Origin of the sequence: Rhodovulum sp. P5, from assembly GCF_002079305.1 — a bacterium.
Taxonomy (GTDB): domain Bacteria; phylum Pseudomonadota; class Alphaproteobacteria; order Rhodobacterales; family Rhodobacteraceae; genus Rhodovulum.
In genome coordinates, this window is sequence record NZ_CP015039.1 from 2924271 (window position 1) to 2938462 (window position 14192).

General features: G+C 65.6%; 13 protein-coding genes. All 13 read left to right on the forward strand.

Going from position 1 to position 14192, the window contains the following annotated elements:
- The first annotated feature begins 2 nt into the window (after window positions 1-2).
- The 13 genes from RGUI_RS14180 to RGUI_RS14240 all read left to right on the forward strand — a co-directional run bounded on the left by RGUI_RS14180 (window position 3) and on the right by RGUI_RS14240 (window position 14118).
- A complete protein-coding gene (locus RGUI_RS14180; RefSeq protein ID WP_081534035.1) occupies window positions 3-953 on the forward strand; it encodes a TAXI family TRAP transporter solute-binding subunit in 951 nt (316 codons plus the stop codon).
- A 64-nt stretch (window positions 954-1017) separates the two neighbouring features.
- The gene (locus RGUI_RS14185) at window positions 1018-2817 is read left to right on the forward strand and encodes a TRAP transporter fused permease subunit (protein ID WP_081534038.1); all 1800 of its coding nucleotides are present in this window, start codon (window positions 1018-1020) and stop codon (window positions 2815-2817) included.
- 174 nt (window positions 2818-2991) lie between these two features.
- On the forward strand, window positions 2992-4236 hold the full coding sequence (locus RGUI_RS14190) for an ABC transporter substrate-binding protein (protein ID WP_081534041.1): 1245 nt from the start codon (window positions 2992-2994) through the stop codon (window positions 4234-4236).
- Between the two features lie 88 nt (window positions 4237-4324).
- On the forward strand, window positions 4325-5593 hold the full coding sequence (locus RGUI_RS14195) for a branched-chain amino acid ABC transporter permease (protein ID WP_081536100.1): 1269 nt from the start codon (window positions 4325-4327) through the stop codon (window positions 5591-5593).
- Window position 5594: 1 nt separating this feature from the next.
- A complete protein-coding gene (locus tag RGUI_RS14200; RefSeq protein ID WP_081534043.1) occupies window positions 5595-6827 on the forward strand; it encodes a branched-chain amino acid ABC transporter permease in 1233 nt (410 codons plus the stop codon).
- Complete coding sequence (locus tag RGUI_RS14205; RefSeq protein WP_081534046.1) at window positions 6824-7558, forward strand: ABC transporter ATP-binding protein; 735 nt, start codon at window positions 6824-6826, stop codon at window positions 7556-7558. The genes RGUI_RS14200 and RGUI_RS14205 overlap by 4 nt, the downstream gene beginning before the upstream one ends.
- On the forward strand, window positions 7555-8277 hold the full coding sequence (locus tag RGUI_RS14210) for an ABC transporter ATP-binding protein (protein WP_081534049.1): 723 nt from the start codon (window positions 7555-7557) through the stop codon (window positions 8275-8277). The genes RGUI_RS14205 and RGUI_RS14210 overlap by 4 nt, the downstream gene beginning before the upstream one ends.
- Complete coding sequence (locus RGUI_RS14215) at window positions 8277-9614, forward strand: aspartate aminotransferase family protein (RefSeq protein ID WP_081534052.1); 1338 nt, start codon at window positions 8277-8279, stop codon at window positions 9612-9614. The genes RGUI_RS14210 and RGUI_RS14215 overlap by 1 nt, the downstream gene beginning before the upstream one ends.
- On the forward strand, window positions 9614-10540 hold the full coding sequence (locus RGUI_RS14220; RefSeq protein ID WP_081534055.1) for a 3-keto-5-aminohexanoate cleavage protein: 927 nt from the start codon (window positions 9614-9616) through the stop codon (window positions 10538-10540). The genes RGUI_RS14215 and RGUI_RS14220 overlap by 1 nt, the downstream gene beginning before the upstream one ends.
- Complete coding sequence (locus RGUI_RS14225; protein WP_216640075.1) at window positions 10530-11012, forward strand: GNAT family N-acetyltransferase; 483 nt, start codon at window positions 10530-10532, stop codon at window positions 11010-11012. Before RGUI_RS14220 ends, RGUI_RS14225 begins: the two co-directional genes overlap by 11 nt.
- Window positions 11009-12031, forward strand: a complete 1023-nt coding sequence (locus RGUI_RS14230; protein ID WP_081534060.1) for a histone deacetylase family protein — start codon at window positions 11009-11011, stop codon at window positions 12029-12031. The genes RGUI_RS14225 and RGUI_RS14230 overlap by 4 nt, the downstream gene beginning before the upstream one ends.
- A 16-nt stretch (window positions 12032-12047) precedes the next feature.
- Window positions 12048-13088 carry a dipeptide epimerase gene (locus RGUI_RS14235; protein WP_081534062.1) on the forward strand — a complete coding sequence of 347 codons (1041 nt, stop codon included), beginning with the start codon at window positions 12048-12050 and terminating at the stop codon, window positions 13086-13088.
- Window positions 13081-14118 (forward strand): DUF1611 domain-containing protein, encoded by a 1038-nt coding sequence (locus RGUI_RS14240; RefSeq protein WP_081534065.1) that lies wholly within the window; start codon window positions 13081-13083, stop codon window positions 14116-14118. Before RGUI_RS14235 ends, RGUI_RS14240 begins: the two co-directional genes overlap by 8 nt.
- Window positions 14119-14192 lie beyond the last annotated feature (74 nt).

Genomic DNA, 14192 nt, shown 5'->3' on the forward strand with positions numbered 1-14192 from the left:
GGATGTTCAACAGGGTTTTCATGGCCGCCGCCGCGCTGGCCATCGCCGCAATGCCTGCATGGGCAGAGACGCGGGTTACCTATAAATCGGCGAAATCGACCTCGTCCTACTACCAGATGGGCGTGCAGATTGCCGAGGCGATGAAGGCTGGCACCGATGGCGCGATCATCGTGACCGTCGAGGAAAGCCAGGGCTCCGTCCAGAACGTGATGGAGGTGCGCGCCCGCGGTGGGGATTACGTCTTTACCACGCCGCCGGCCCTTGTGGGTCTCGCCCAGAAGGGCGCGGCGATGTTCGAGGGCAAGGGCGACCCGAAATTCGACACGATCCGCGCGCTGTTCCCGATCCCGTCGCTGACCATGCATTTCGTGATGTCGGACGCCTCCGGCGTGACGGATTTCGCGGGCATGGAGGGCAAGACGATCCTTCTTGGCAAGGGCTCCTTCGGCGCACGCGAGGGAGAGAAATACCTCGGCCTCTTCGGCCTGACGGACAAGGTAAAGATCGCCGATGTTGAACTGTCGAACGCGGTGCCCGCGCTGAAGAACGGCCAGATCGACGGCTTCGTCACCGCCGGGTCATGGCCCGCGCCGAATGTGATCGAGGCCGCGGCCTCCACCGGCGTCACCGTTCTGTCGCTGACCGACGACCAGATTGCCGCGACGAACCGCGCGCGGCTGGTGATCCCCGCGGGCACCTATGCGGGGCAGCAGAGCGACATCGTCACGACATCGCTGCCCGTCGTGGCCTACACCACCACGGCGATGGACGACGACACGGCCTATGAACTCACCCGGACCTTCTGGGAAGAGAAGGCCCGCATGGCCGAGGGCGCGCCCTGGTGGGCCGGGGTCGATCAGGGGCTGATGGTCAACATCGCCGGCAAGATCCATCCCGGCGCGCTGCGCTACTACAAGGAAGCGGGATTTACGCTGACCGACGCGCAGATGTAAGACGCACGCCGCGCCGCCAACCGGCCGGGCCCCGTGCGCCCGGCCGTTTCATGTTCGAGGTCTGATGCTCGCCCCCCCGCCAGAGAATTTCACCCAAGGTCCGTTCCGGCTCGTCTGGCTTGCCCTTGCGGTTTTGCTGATCGGCTTTCACATCGGGCTGATCTTCTCGGGGCTGGTGCCGAACCTCGTTGCCCGGCCGGTGCATATGGCGCTGGTCCTGCCTTGGATCTTCGTCTTCGCCGCGCGCACGCCGCGGGGTCGGGCAACCGGTGCGGTCTGGGCGGCGCTGGGCGTGGCAGCCACGCTGTGGATCGCATCGAACCATTCCGCGTTGTCCGATCAGTACGGGTTTCTGGAGGGGCGCGTTCAGACCGGCATCGCCGCGGTCCTGCTGCTGACGGTGCTGGAGGCCGCGCGCCGCGCCATCGGCTGGCCCCTGCCCACGGTCGCGGCGCTCGCGCTGGGTTACGGGCTCTTCGGTCAGCACATCCCCGGTGAATTCGGCCATTCCGGCACGCCGCTGGCCAGTTTCCTCGGCACGCTGACGATTGCCGAGGGCGGGCTTTGGGGCAGCCTGACCGGTGTGTCCGTCGGGGTCGTGGCGATCTTCGTGATCTTCGGGGCGGTGCTGAATGCGGGCGAGGCCGGGCAGGGCTTCATGAACGTGGCCGCTGCGGCAGCGGGGCGCCTGACGGGGGGCGCGGCGAAGGTGTCGCTGATCTCCTCTGCGCTCTTCGGCTCCATCTCCGGTTCGGCTTCGGCCAATGTCGCGTCCACCGGGGCGATCACCCTGCCCGCGATGGAGAAACTGGGCTATCCCAAGCGGCTGGCCGGCGCGGTAGAGGCGGTGGCCTCCTCCGGCGGGCAGATCATGCCGCCCTTGATGGGGGCCGGGGCCTTCGTCATGGTGGAACTGACGGGCGTGCCTTATACCGGCATCATGGCCGCCGCGTTGATCCCGGCGCTTTTGTACTTCTTCACGGTGTGGGTGGGGATCAACGGCTATGCCCATCGGTTCGAGTTGAAAGGGCTGGCCGAGGACGACCGGCCGGGCCTGCGCGATGTGGCGATCACCTCTCTCTTCTTCCTCGTGCCGTTTTCCGTGCTGCTGTGGGGGATGTTCGTCACCGGTGTTACCGCGCAATACGCCGCTTGTCAGGCGATCCTTGCCGGGGTCGTGCTGCTTTTGTTCAACCGCCGCCTGCATGTCGTCCCGGCCGAAGTGGCCGAGCGTGTGGAGCGCGCCTGCCTGACCGCCGCCCGGCAGGTGTCGATGATCGCCGCGATCATCCTGTGTGCCTCTATCGTGATCGGGGTCCTGTCGATCACCGGGTTGGGGGTGAAGCTGACCTCGCTGATCCTGTCGGCCTCGGGCGGGATGCTCTGGCCCTCGCTCTTGCTGACGGCGCTGGCCTGCCTTGTTCTGGGGATGGAGGTGCCGACAACCGCGGCTTACGTCATCTGCGTTTCGGTCGCAGGGCCTGCGCTGATCCAGCTGGGGCTGGGCCCGTTGCAGGCGCATCTTTTCGTGCTCTGGTTCGCGCTTCTGTCCACCATCACGCCCCCTGTTTGCGGCGCGGTCTTCATCGCCGCCGGAATGATCGAGGAAAACTGGCTGAAGGTCGCGATGACGGCGATGGCGCTGGGCGTGGGGCTGTACGTGATCCCGCTGGGCATGGTGGCCAATCCCGGGGTGCTGCAGATGGCCGAGGCGCCGGGATGGGCGCTGTTTGCGGGGGGGCGCATGGCGCTTGGTCTTGGGCTTTTGTCCTACGGGTTGATTGCTGCGCACGGGGTTCTGCTGCGGGTCGGTCTTGTGGCCGCCGGCGCGGCTGTGGTGTTCGCCGGCGCGGTCGTTGCGTAAGGGCGGCCTGCGCGGATTTGCACGTTTTTCCGGCACCTTGGCCCCAATCCGGCCCCCCGATTTGCCCCGCCGCGGCTTTTGCAACTATCGTCGGGGCATGACCTGACGAGAATCAGGGGAACGAAAACAGTGGCCGGCCTGTCGCCCCGGCCGCGCAACAGGGAGACAGACACCATGAAAAACCCGATCACCCGGGCAGGCTTCGTCATGGCTGCCAGCACGCTGGCCCTTGCCGCGGGCAGCGCATGGGCACAGGACTGCCCGATCAAGATCGGCGCATTGGCGCCGCTGTCGGCCCCCGGCACCGTTGTCGGCGGCGAAGCGATGCGCGACGCCATGATCATTGCCGAGGAAGAGGTGAACGCCTCCGGCGGTGTGCTGGGCTGCAACATCGATCTTGTGGTCGGTGACAGTGAGGGTCTGCCCGAAAAGGCCACCGCCGTGATGGAGAAGCTGATCACCCAGGACGGCGTGGTCGCGGTGGGCGGCGGCTATCACTCCTCCGTCGGGGTGGCGTCGAAAGACGTGGCCGACGCGCGCGGCGTGCCGGTCGTCTTTGCCGAGACGTGGAACGACACGATCACCGGCGACAAGCAGAAATACATCTTCCGCATCGCGCCGCTGTCCTCCTGGGCCTCGGCCACGATCTGGCAGTTCGTGCTGACCCTGCCTGGCATCGAAAAGGCCGCGATCCTGACCGAGAACACCGATTACGGCATCCCGGCCTCGGAAGAGACCAAGCGGGGGCTGGCCACCGGCGATGTGGACAGCGTGATCTTCTCCGTCGATATCGGCACGCAGGATTACGCGGGCATCGTGGAGCGGATCAAGGCGGAGGACCCCGATATCATCATCACGCTGGTGACGGGCGAGGCCGCCTATAACTTTACCCAGCAGGCCGCCGATGCGGGGATCGGGCCGCTCGACCTGCCCTTCGTCACGGGGCAGGACGCGCTGGAATCGGGTGCGTACTGGACCAATGTGCCGGACGGGCAATACGCCTTTGTTCAGCGGATCGGGGTTCCTTCGAACCTTTACACCGAAAAGGGCAAGGAGTTCGCCGAGAAGTACAAGGCCAAGACCGGCAAGTCCGATGTCGAGGGCTATGCGATGGAGGCTTATGACTCCATCATCCTGATCGCGAAGGCCATCACCGAGGCCGGTTCGACCGATGGCGATGCCATCGTCACGGCCCTGGAAGGCATCGAATACGATGGCGCGCTGGGCAAGATCTACTTCCCCTATGGCACCGGGAAAGACCCCAGCGCCGATGGCAAGGGGGATGAGTGGTGGCACCAGTGGCCCGACCCGGCGCTGACCATGATCCAGTATGTCGAAGAGGGACAGGCGTCGTCCGATGCGGCGATCGTGTTCCCCGATGCCTACAAGACCGCGGATCCGGTTCTGGTGAACGAATAAGGTCCACAAGACCCCGGCCGGGCGCCAAGGCGTGCCCGGCCCACCGATTGAAACCTCCGGGTCCGCCCGGACAGGCACGGGGGGCATCGTGGAGACACCGATCCTTTTCTGGGGCGTCATCGCTTGGATGATCGCCTGGGGCGTTCTGGGCAGCGTCCTTTTGCGCCGGCGCTATCTCGCTTGCGACCTTGACACCACCAACGCCAATTTCGTGGGCGCGATGGCGGGGGCGGCCCTTGGGCCGGTCGGCATCGGCGCGCTTTGGGCCGGCACGCCGAAACTCGGCGGGCGGCTGATCGTGGGGTTGGGGCTGCTGGCCGTGGTGCTGATCGCCGCCGCCTTTGCCTTTGCCGATCCGCAGAACAACTGCGTCACCAACGGGTCCTTCGTCGCCAGCCAGATCACCAACGGGCTGATCATCGGGATCATCTACGGGTTCATGGCGCTGGGTCTGACGCTGATCTTTTCGATCCTCGGGGTGGTCAGCTTTGCCCATGGCGAGTTTTACATGATCGGCGGGATGCTGGTCTATTACATCACCGTTGTCTGGTTTCCCGGCCTGCCGCCCCTGATGGGCGTGATGGGCGCCTGCGCCATTGCCTTTGCCATCGGGGCCATCTTCGAACGGCTGATGCTGACGCCGATGTATAACGGCAAGGTCGACCGCCCGGTGGAATACGGCATTCTCGCCACCTTCGGGCTGGCCTTTACCCTGCAATATTTCGTGCAGGCGCTGCATGGTGCGAACCCGGTGAAGGTTCAGCGCTATATCGATTTCCCCCGCATCCGCTGGCCCGAGGATGCAGATCCGTTGTGGCTGAAGACCAGCCGGGGCAACCTGACGCTGTTCGAGACGGTCTCGATCTCCAACCCGCGCTTCGTGGCGGCGGTGACCTGTATCCTCGTGCTTCTGGCCCTGCTCTTCCTTCTGCACCGGACATGGACGGGCAAGGCCCTGCGCGCCGTCGCGCAGGACCGGGAGGCCGCGGCGATTGCCGGTATCAACCCCGACCGGATGAACATGCTGGCCTTTGCCTTGGGCGGGATGATCGCGGCCCTGGCCGGTGCGCTTCTGGTCCAGGCGTTTTCGTGGCTGCCGCAGGTGGGCGCGATCCCCGCGATGCGCTCCTTCGTGATCGTTGTTCTTGGCGGCTTGGGCTCCCTGCCCGGCGCGTTCCTTGGCGGCATCATGGTGGGTCTGGTGGAGGCCGCTGGGACGGGCTGTATACCCGATGCGCAGAAGGCTGCATCCTATATCCCGGCCTATGGGATGATCGTTCTCACGCTGACATTGCTTCTGCGTCCCACGGGGATGTTCGGGCGGCGGTTTGCCAGCGGCGCACACGGGTCGTTCTGACATGAAGAAACAGATACCCAACCTTGCGGGCGCCGCGCTCCTGATCTTCTTCCTCGTGTTTCCGTTCGTCTACACGGCCGGGAACTACGACTATGTCATGCATATCCTGATCACGGCCTTCTTCTACGCGATCCTCGCGTCAAGCTGGTCGATGCTGGCGGGCTATGCGGGGCAGTTTTCCTTCGGCCACATGGGGTTCATGGGGATCGGCGCCTATACCACGGCGCTGTTCTGCCATTACTTCTATGTCACCTCCGAACCGACGGGCATCTGTGCCGAGGCGCCGTTCTTCGGCAACTGGTTCGTGGTGGTGAACCCTATCGGCGTGACATCGACCACGCTCACTCAGGATTGCCTGCGGCAGGCGATGGAGGTCTGGGACGGCAGCGTCACGGTCACCCCGATGCCGGTGCTTCTGGGCATCGTTCTGGGCACGATCATGGGGGGGCTGGCCGGTTTCCTGATCGGGCTTCTGGTGCTGCGGTTGCGTGCGGCCTATCTGGCGCTATTCACGCTGGGCTTTTCGGAAATCCTCAAGGCGATCATCTCGGCGGAGATCGAGATCACCCGCGGTCAGGCCGGGCTGGAACTGCCGGCGCTCTTTGAAAACGGGGTGACGGTCTTCGGCCATACCTATGACCGGACCGACAAGATCCCACCCTATTACGCGATGCTGGGGCTCTTGATCCTGTGTCTGTTGATCCTCGCATGGCTGGCCCGGTCCCGCTTCGGCCTGTTCGTCCGCGCGCTGCGGGAGGATCAGGACGCCGCGGCGGCCCTGGGCGTGAACACGACCCGCTACAAGGTGTACGTCTTCACCATCACCACGGCGATGGCGGCGGCGGCGGGCGCGGTGCAGGCGCATTACGTGCAGATCATCACGCCCAACATGCTGTTCCTGTTGCAGATGAGCCTTGTGGTCGCCATGGCGGTGATCGGCGGGGTCGAGAATTTCGTGGCCGCGGCCATCGGTGCGATCTTCCTGCAGGTCATGCTGGAGGCGCTGAGGACCGATATCACCATTGGCGGGCTTGAGATCGACATGACGACATGGCGGCTTGTGGTCTTCGGGGTCCTGCTGATGGTCACGCTGCGGTTTTTCCGCAACGGCCTGATCGCGCCGGTGATCGAGTATTTCCGCCGCACCGGCGTGGCCCGGGAAACCGTGGCCAAGCGCACGGCGACAGTCGACGGGCCCGGCGGCGGCCCCCACAGGGCGGAGGCGCCGGAATGATCCATCTCAAGGTCACCAATCTGCAAAAGTCCTTCGGCGGCAACCATGTGCTGAAGGGCGTCAATTTCGAGATCAACGGCCCGGAACTGATCGGCCTGATCGGCCCCAACGGCGCGGGCAAGACCACGATGACCAATGTGCTGGACGGGGCGATCAAACCGTCCAGCGGCACGGTCTATCTGAACGACCACCGCATCGACCAGTTGGAACCCTATGAGGTCGCCCGCGCCGGTCTGGGCCGCACCTTTCAGGTGACGCGGTCCTTCCGGCGGATGACGGTTCTGGAAAACCTGTATGTCCCCGCGCTGGCGCTGGGCTGTTCCGACGGCAAGGCGGCGCTGCGGGAGAAGGCCGAGGATGTCCTTGAATTCCTCACCATCGACCATCTGCGCAACGAATATGCCCGGGCGCTTTCGGGCGGGCAGCAGAAGCTGCTGGAACTGGGGCGGCTTCTGATGCTGAACCCCGATGTCATCATCCTGGACGAACCCTTTGCCGGCGTGCACCCCAGGCTGATGGAGGTCATCTATGCCTATATCCGCCGGGTGAAGGAGGAGGGGAAGGCGATCATCCTGATCTCTCACCAGATGGACTCGATCTTCTCGCTGTCAGAACGGCTTCTGGTCTTGAACTTCGGCGACCTGATCGCCGATGGCCTGCCCGAGGACGTCAAGAACGACCCCGCCGTGATCGAGGCCTATCTTGGATCGGACGAGGAGGACGCGGCATGACCGACCTGCCCGCCGTTCTGGAACTGCGCGACCTTTCGGTCGGCTATTACCGCGACCTGAACATTCTTGCCGACCTGCATATCAAGGCCCGAAAGGGACAGATCACCACGATCCTGGGCGCCAATGGTGTGGGCAAGTCCACCGCGCTGAAGGCGGCCTTCGGGTTTCTGAAACCCAACAAGGGCGACATCCTGCTGGAGGGCGAAAGCATCCTGCACCTGCCCCCCCATGAAAAGATCCTCGCCGGTCTCGCCTACATCCCGCAGCAGCCGGGGGTGTTCAAGGACATGACGGTGGAGGAGAACCTTCAGCTTGGCGGCTGGACCTTCCGCAAGAACGCGCGAGAGGTCCGGACGAAGATCGAGGAGAACTATGACCGCTTCCCCGTGCTGCGCGACAAGCGCCGGCAGGTGACCGGAGAGCTTTCCGGCGGTCAGCAGCGCATGGTGGAAATCGGCCGGACGCTGATGTCGGAGCCCAGGATGCTATTGGTCGACGAACCGACCGCGGGGTTGTCGAAGATGCTGGCGGAAGAGGTGTACGAGATGCTGTCGGATCTCGCCCGGAAGGACGAACTCACGATCCTTCTGGTCGATCAGGAGATCCGCCACGCGCTGAAGATCGCCGATTACGTCTATGTGCTGGAACTGGGCCGCAACAAGTACGAAGGCCCCGTGTCCGATTTCGACGATCTGGAAAAGGCGTTCTGGGTGGCGTGATGAATACGGATCAAAGCAGGCTCTTCTACCAGTCCCGCCGCCGCAAGCCGGTGCTCGACCGGGCCGAGGGCGTCTATATGTGGGACCGGGACGGCAAGCGCTATCTCGACGGGTCTTCCGGCGCGATGGTCTGCAATATCGGCCATTCCAACCCCCATGTGCTGCAGGCCATGCAAAGCCAGATGCAGACCGCGACCTTCGGCTATCGGCTGCATTTCGAAACCGAACCGGCGGAGCGTCTGGCCCATATGGTGGCCGACCGCGCGCCCGAGGGGCTGGACCGCGTCTTCTTCGTCTCCGGCGGGTCGGAGGCGGTGGAAAGCGCGCTCAAGCTGGCGCGGCAATATGCGCTGGCCATCGGAGAGGCGCAGCGCTGGAAGGTGATCTCGCGCTTTCCGGCCTATCACGGCTCTACCCTCGGGGCGCTGGCGGTGACGGGTTACGCGCCGATGACGGCCCCCTTCGACCCGATGATGCGGCAGATGCCGAAGATCCCCGCACCGCGCGCCTATCTCGACGGGCTCGATCCCGACGATCCGGCCACCGGCGACCACTACGCCCATATGCTGGAAGAGCGGATCACGGCAGAGGGCCCCGAAACCGTGCTGGCCTTCATCGTGGAACCGATCGGGGGCGCGTCGACCGGGGCGCTGGTGCCGCCCGCGGGTTACATGCAGCGCATTCGCGAGATCTGCGACCGCTATGGCGTGCTGTTGATCCATGACGAGGTGATCTCGGCCGGCGGGCGTGTCGGGACCTTTTTCGCCGGCGATCTGTGGGGGGTACGGCCGGATATCCTGACGATCTCCAAGGGGTTCGGCGGGGGCTATGTGCCCCTTGGCGCGGCGGTTGCACGCAATGAGATTGCCGAGGCCGTGCTTGGCGCGGGCGGGTTCATCCACGGGTTCACCTATGCGGGCAACCCGCTGGCCTGTGCCGCCGGGATCGCCGTGATCGAAGAGATCGAACGCCAAGGCATGATGGCGAATGCGGTTCATGTCGGCGGGCTGTTGAAGACCCGGCTGAAGGCCCTGATGAACCGCTATCCGTTCATCGGCGACGTGCGCGGCGAAGGGTTGCTTCTGGCCTTCGAACTGGTGTCGGACCGGGGCACGATGGCGCCCCTGCCGCCCGATCTGCATGCCTATGACGACCTTGTCGAAACCGCCTATGACAACGGGCTGATCATCTATGCGCGCCGGTCTCGCGGGGGCTATTCGGGCGATCATTTCCTTGTCGCGCCCCCGATGATCGCGACCGAGGCGCATGTGGACGAGATCATGGAAAAACTGACCGCAACGCTGGACCGGTTCGAGGCCGCGCACGGGCTGGGCTGATGTCGAAGATCCTCATCACCTGCGCCGTCACCGGGTCGATCCACACGCCGTCGATGTCGCCATACCTGCCGTACAAGCCCCAGGATATCGCGGCGCAGGCCATTGACGCCGCGACGGCCGGGGCCGCGATCCTGCACCTGCACGCCCGCGATCCCGACACCGGGCGCCCGTCGGCAGACGCCGCGCATTTCATGGAGTTCCTGCCCACCATCGGGGCGGGCTGCGATGCGGTGGTGAACCTGTCGACCGGGGGCAGCGCCGTGATGACGCTGGACCAGCGCCTTGCCGGGGCGATGCGGGCGGAACCGGAGATGTGTTCGCTGAACATGGGGTCGATGAATTTCGCGCTCTACCCGATGGCCGCGCGACAGGCCGACTGGCGTTTCGACTGGGAAGAGCCGTTCCTGACCGGCACCGACGATCTGGTGTTCAAGAACACGCCCCGCGACATCGCCCATGTCCTGAGAGAGATGGGCGAAAAGCGCGGCGCAAGGTTCGAATTCGAATGCTACGACACCGGGCATCTGACCATGCTGCGCCATTTTGCCGACCGGGGGCTGGTGAAACCGCCGATCTTCATCCAGTTCGTCTTCGGCGTGCTGGGGGGCATGGCGGCAGAGGCCGAGAACCTGATCCATATGAAACGGCTGGCAGACAGGTATTTCGGCGATGACTACCTGTTTTCGGTCTTGGCCGCGGGGCGGGCGCAGATGCCGATGGCCACGATGGCCGCGGGCATGGGCGGCCATGTGCGGGTGGGTCTGGAAGACAGCCTGTTCATCGCGCGCGGCAAGCTGGCCCGATCCAATGCCGAACAGGTGGAAAAGATCCGCGCGCTGGTGGAAGGTCTGGGGCGCGAGGTCGCAAGCCCGGACGAGGCGCGCGCGATGCTGGGCCTGAAAGGGGTCGACAAGGTTGCCTTCTGACCCGACGATCCGGGAGGCCGGACCGGAAGATATGGACCGGCTGGATACCGCCCTTGCCGCGCTGGCCGCCGATCTGGGGGACGCGTATCGCCCGCAGGCGGCAGCCCTTGCCGCCGCGTGCGATGGTGGCCTGGTGCGGGCGCTTCTGGCAGACCGCAGCGGACAGCTTGCCGGGGCCGTGCTGTTCTGCCCGGTCTATTCCACGATCCGTGCAAGCTGCGGGGCCTTCGTGTCGGACCTGTGGGTCGCAGCACCGATGCGCGGCACCGGGCTGGGGCGCCGGCTGCTGGCCCAGACCGCGCGGATCGCCGCCCGGCGGTGGAACGCGCGCTTCGTCAAACTGTCGGTCTATCACCACACGGCTGACGCCGCGGCATTCTACGACCGGCTGGGTTTCGACTTTCCCGACCGCGAACGAAACGCCATTCTCGAAGGTGCATCCTTGCATGCCCTGACCGGAGACCTTGCATGAAAGCGTTCCTCGACGACCGCCAACGCGCCCATGACCCCAGGCATTTCATGGCCAACGGCACGCGCCTGCCCAACCCGGAGGTCCCCGCCCGCATCGACATCCTGAAAGCGGGGGCAGAGGCCGCGGGATGTGTCTTCGCGGCGCCCGGCGATGCGGGGCTTGCCCCCATCGCCGCGGTGCATACGCCCGAATACCTGACCTTCCTTGAACATATCCACGCCCGGTGGATGCGGATCGACGGTGCGGCGGAGGAGGTCATCCCCAACATCCACCCCGCGAACCGGACCGATGGGTATCCGCTGTCTGCCGTCGGGCAGGCGGGCTATCATCAGGCAGATACCGCCTGCCCGATCTCGGCCGAAACCTGGGGGTCGGCCTACTGGTCGGCGCAAACGGCGATTGCCGCGGCCGATGCGGTGGTCGCAGGCGCGCGCGCCACCTATGCCCTGTCCCGCCCGCCGGGGCACCATGCCTTTGCCGATCTTGCCGGCGGCTTCTGCTTCCTGAACAATTCCGGCATCGCGGCAGAGCGGTTGCGGGTTGCGGGCCTGCGCCCGGCGATCCTTGATATCGACGTGCATCACGGCAATGGCACGCAGGGCATGTTCTACGCCCACGGCGATGTTCTGACCGTCTCGATCCATGCGGACCCGGCGCGGTTCTACCCGTTCTTCTGGGGGCATGCGCAGGAACGCGGGCAGGGGCCGGGCCTTGGCGCGAACCTGAACCTGCCCCTGCCGCGCCGCACCGGGGACGACGGATATATGGGGGCGCTGGACACCGCCTTGACCCGCATTCGCGGTTTCGCCGCTGACGTCATCGTCGTGGCGCTGGGGCTGGACGCCCATATCGACGACCCGTTCCAGGGGCTGGCCGTCACGACCGAGGGCTTTGCCCGGATCGGCGCAGCCATCGCGGGCACCGGCCTGCCCCTCGTCTGCGTGCAGGAGGGCGGCTATGTGTCCGATGCGCTGGGCGCCAATCTGACAAGCTTTCTGACCGGCGTGGCCGACGCATAACCCTGGGGGCTGAGACATGGATTTCGAATTCCGCATCGTTCACCTGCACAAACGCTTTCCGCTGGCGATCAGCCGCGGCGTCATCACCGGGTCGGACAACCTGTTCGTCAGCGTGACCGAGAACGGCGTCACCGGCTGGGGTGAGATGGCACCGGGCGAAAGCGAAGGCGCGGACAGCGCCGAAGTGGGGGAGCGGATGCTGCGCGCCTTCACCCTGCACGGGGTCGATCCGCAGTCGATCCACCGGACCTATGCCAATGCGGTTGCGGCGGACGTCGCCCCCTGTGCGATTGCGGCACTGGACATGGCGCTGTGGGATTTGCGCGCGAAACAGGCCGGCATACCGCTATACAGCCTGTTGGGCCTTGGCCGCCGCGCGGTGCCGACCTCTGTCACCATCGGGATCAACCCGCCAGAGGTCGTGCGCGAGAGGGTGCCGCTCTTGCTGGACGGCACCGGCGTGAAGGCGCTGAAGATCAAGCTCGGCTCGCCCGAGGGGGTGGAGGCCGACAAGGCGATGTTCGCCGCCGTGTCGGAAAGCACCGCGGGGCAGGACGTGGTGCTGCGCGTGGATGCCAATGGCGGCTGGTCGCTGGACGAGGCCCGCCAGATGATGGCATGGCTGGCCGAGCGCGGCGTGGAATATGTCGAACAGCCGCTGGTCAAGGGGACAGAGGACCAGCTGGCCGATCTCTTCAAGGACCGCGCCCTGCCGATCTTCGTCGATGAAAGCTGCCGGATGTCGTCGGACATCCCCGGCTTTGCCGACCGGGTGGACGGCGTGAACCTCAAGCTGATGAAATGCGGCGGCATCACCGAGGCGCTGCGCATCGTCGCCACCGCCCGGGCCTTCGGCTTGAAGACCATGATCGGCTGCATGGGCGAAAGCTCCGTTTCCATCGCCGCGGGGGCGTCACTGGGCGAGTTGTTCGACTATATCGATCTCGATTCCCACCTGAACCTCGACCCCGATCCGGCGACCGGCGCGCCGATGGCGGACGGCATCGTGCTGCCCGATCCGGTGCCGGGCCATGGCGGGTGCCTGACCGATGCTTGATCCGACGCTGAAGATCGCGCTTTACGCCGAGGCCACGATGGGCCTTCTGAACGCCAAGATGACCGAGGGCATCATCCGCTACGGCCAGAACCCCGTGGTTGCCGTGATCGACAGCCACGCCGCAGGGCGGAGCGCGGGCGATTTCTTCGGGGTGGGTCACGATATCCCTGTGCTGGCCACGCTGGACGAGGCCATCGCGAAGGGCGCGCAGGTACTGGTTCTTGGCACGGCCCCGTCCGGCGGGCGCATCCCGCCCGAGTGGATGGCGATGCTGCGTTCGGCGGTGGGCCACGGTCTGAACATCGTCAACGGCCTGCACGACCCCCTGATGGCGCATTTCGGCGACAGCTTGAAACCGGGCCAGTGGATCTGGGACATCCGTACCCCGATGGGCGATCTGCCCCCCATCGCCACCGCCCGTGCCGCGACGCTGAACAACCTGCGCGTCCTGATGGTCGGCACCGACATGGCCGTGGGCAAGATGACCGCGGGGCTGGAGGTCTGGCGCAGCCTGCTGGACATGGGGCAGGACGCGGTGTTTCTCGCCACCGGGCAGATCGGGGTGTCGATCACCGGGGGCGGTATTCCGCTCGATGCCTATCGGGTGGACCATGCCAGCGGCGCGGTCGAACGCATGGTGATGGAGGCCGGGCACCACGCCATCCAGATCATCGAGGGGCAGGGCTCGCTCCTCCATCCCGGCAGCACGGCGACCCTGCCGCTGCTCCGGGGCAGTTGCGCCAACCGGATGATCCTGTGCCACCGGGCGGGGATGGTGCATCTCGACACGATGGAAGAGATCAAGGTTCCGCCGCTGGCCGATGTCATCGCGTTGAACGAGGCGCTGGCCAATGCCGCGGGGGCATTGACGCCGGCCCGCGTTGTCGGTGTCGCGGTCAACACCCGGGCCCTGGCTGCGGCCGAGGCCGAGGCGGAACTTGACCGGCTGAGTGCGGAAACGGGCCTGCCGGTGGTCGATCCGGTCCGCCATGGCGGGCGCAAACTGGCCGAGGCGCTTCTTTCCGACTGATCCCGGGCGCGGCCGAATCGGCCCACCGGCGGGCGCCCAACGCCCCGTTGGCGATGACCGGATTTATATGGCCC

Coding starts and splice junctions, on each gene's coding strand:
- RGUI_RS14180 (WP_081534035.1), top strand. CDS start 3: ATGTTCAACAGGGTTTTCATGGCCGCCGCCGCGCTGGCCATCGCCGCA.
- RGUI_RS14185 (WP_081534038.1), top strand. CDS start 1,018: ATGCTCGCCCCCCCGCCAGAGAATTTCACCCAAGGTCCGTTCCGGCTC.
- RGUI_RS14190 (WP_081534041.1), top strand. CDS start 2,992: ATGAAAAACCCGATCACCCGGGCAGGCTTCGTCATGGCTGCCAGCACG.
- RGUI_RS14200 (WP_081534043.1), top strand. CDS start 5,595: ATGAAGAAACAGATACCCAACCTTGCGGGCGCCGCGCTCCTGATCTTC.
- RGUI_RS14205 (WP_081534046.1), top strand. CDS start 6,824: ATGATCCATCTCAAGGTCACCAATCTGCAAAAGTCCTTCGGCGGCAAC.
- RGUI_RS14210 (WP_081534049.1), top strand. CDS start 7,555: ATGACCGACCTGCCCGCCGTTCTGGAACTGCGCGACCTTTCGGTCGGC.
- RGUI_RS14215 (WP_081534052.1), top strand. CDS start 8,277: ATGAATACGGATCAAAGCAGGCTCTTCTACCAGTCCCGCCGCCGCAAG.
- RGUI_RS14220 (WP_081534055.1), top strand. CDS start 9,614: ATGTCGAAGATCCTCATCACCTGCGCCGTCACCGGGTCGATCCACACG.
- RGUI_RS14230 (WP_081534060.1), top strand. CDS start 11,009: ATGAAAGCGTTCCTCGACGACCGCCAACGCGCCCATGACCCCAGGCAT.
- RGUI_RS14235 (WP_081534062.1), top strand. CDS start 12,048: ATGGATTTCGAATTCCGCATCGTTCACCTGCACAAACGCTTTCCGCTG.
- RGUI_RS14240 (WP_081534065.1), top strand. CDS start 13,081: ATGCTTGATCCGACGCTGAAGATCGCGCTTTACGCCGAGGCCACGATG.